The following is a 1,642-nucleotide window of genomic DNA, read 5'->3' as shown; positions in this document are numbered from 1 at the left end:
CGTGTGAAGGATAGGACCGGCGGGGGGCCCGCAGGCAAGTACAAGGGCTGGCGGTGTTCAGCGGCTTTCTTTTGCCTACTTTTCTTTGCCGCGGCAAAGAAAAGTAGGTGCTGCCCCGCACAGGGGCGACGCTAGCAAACCACTAACAAAAAGCGGATGCCAGCGAAAGCCCAAAACACCAGCGGCAACGCATGAAGCACCAATACCAAACCGCGCCGCCAGCAAAAATCCAAACCCCGTTGGGAACTTACTTAATCCGCTTAGCCAACTCAGCAGCCATACCCACATAAGAAGCGGGCGTCATCGCGAGAAGTCGCTCTTTGGCATCTGCAGGAATAGCGAGACCGCTAACAAAAGTCTGCAGCGCATCGCGAGTAATCCCCTTACCACGCGTGAGTTCCTTCAGCTGCTCATACGGATTCTCGATGCCATAACGACGCATCACAGTCTGCACCGGCTCAGCCAGCACTTCCCACGTCGCATCGAGATCATCGTTCAGACGTTGAGGATTCACCTCAAGCTTATCCAGCCCGCGATTCAGCGCGTCATACGCCAGCAACGAATACCCAAACGCCACACCAATATTGCGCAGCACCGTCGAGTCGGTCAGGTCACGCTGCCAGCGCGAAACGGGCAGCTTGTCTGCCAGATGCCGCAACGTCGCGTTAGCAAGCCCCAAGTTGCCTTCCGAGTTTTCGAAGTCGATCGGATTGACCTTGTGCGGCATCGTCGACGAACCGATCTCACCGGCCTTCGTCCGCTGCTTGAAGTAACCGATCGAGATATAACCCCAGACGTCGCGATCGAGGTCGAGCAGAATCGTGTTCGCACGCGCGACGGCGTCGAACAGTTCAGCCATGTAATCGTGCGGTTCGATCTGGATCGTGTACGGATTGAAGGTGAGCTTCAGACGCTTCTCGATCACTTCCTTCGATACCGCTACCCAGTCGAATTCCGGATACGCCGACAGATGCGCATTGAAGTTGCCGACCGCGCCATTCATCTTGCCGAGCAGTTCGACGTTCGCAATCCGATCGATCGCGCGCGACAGACGCGCCGCGACGTTGGCGATTTCCTTGCCCAGCGTCGTCGGGCTGGCGGGCTGGCCGTGCGTGCGCGACAGCATCGGCTGATCGGCCTGCGCATGCGCAAGCGCGACGAGACGCTGATGCACCGAGCGCAGCGCCGGCAGGATCACGTGTTCACGCGCGCCAGCCAGCATCAGGCCGTGCGACGTGTTGTTGATGTCTTCCGACGTGCACGCGAAGTGAATGAACTCGCTTGCGCGCTCCAGTTCCGGCTGGCCCTTCACCGATTCCTTCAGCCAGTATTCGACAGCCTTCACGTCGTGATTCGTCACGCGCTCGATGTCCTTGATGCGCGCGGCGTCGTGCGCCGTGAAGCGCTCGGCCAGTTGCAGCAGGAACTGCTCCGACGCTTCCGAGAAGCGCGGCACTTCGGCAAAACCGGTGTGGGACAGTGCGATCAGCCAGTGAATTTCCACCGTCACGCGATGACGCATGAACGCGGCTTCCGAAAGCCACTCGCGCAGGGCTTCGGTTTTCGATGCGTAACGGCCGTCGAGCGGGGAGAGGGCGGTCAGCGCGAAGAGGGTGTCGGGGCGGGTTTCGGACATGATGGG

The 1,642-nt window shown here is 59.6% G+C and carries 1 protein-coding gene; it reads right to left on the bottom strand.

Annotated features, from left to right (window positions below; translation table 11 throughout):
* Positions 1 to 247: 247 nt before the first annotated feature.
* Entirely contained in the window at positions 248 to 1,636 is a 1,389-nt protein-coding gene (gene purB, locus DK391_RS44000; protein WP_109484270.1) for an adenylosuccinate lyase, read from the bottom strand.
* Positions 1,637 to 1,642 lie beyond the last annotated feature (6 nt).

The sequence above is a fragment of the Paraburkholderia sp. C35 genome (assembly GCF_003121405.1).
Lineage (GTDB): Bacteria > Pseudomonadota > Gammaproteobacteria > Burkholderiales > Burkholderiaceae > Paraburkholderia.
The sequence above is the reverse complement of the archived record's forward strand: the minus strand, read 5'-3'. Positions and strand labels throughout refer to the sequence as shown.

What these genes read in the sequence shown, in the direction of transcription:
- purB (WP_109484270.1), bottom strand. Translation starts at nt 1,636, where the DNA reads ATGTCCGAAACCCGCCCCGACACCCTCTTCGCGCTGACCGCCCTCTCC.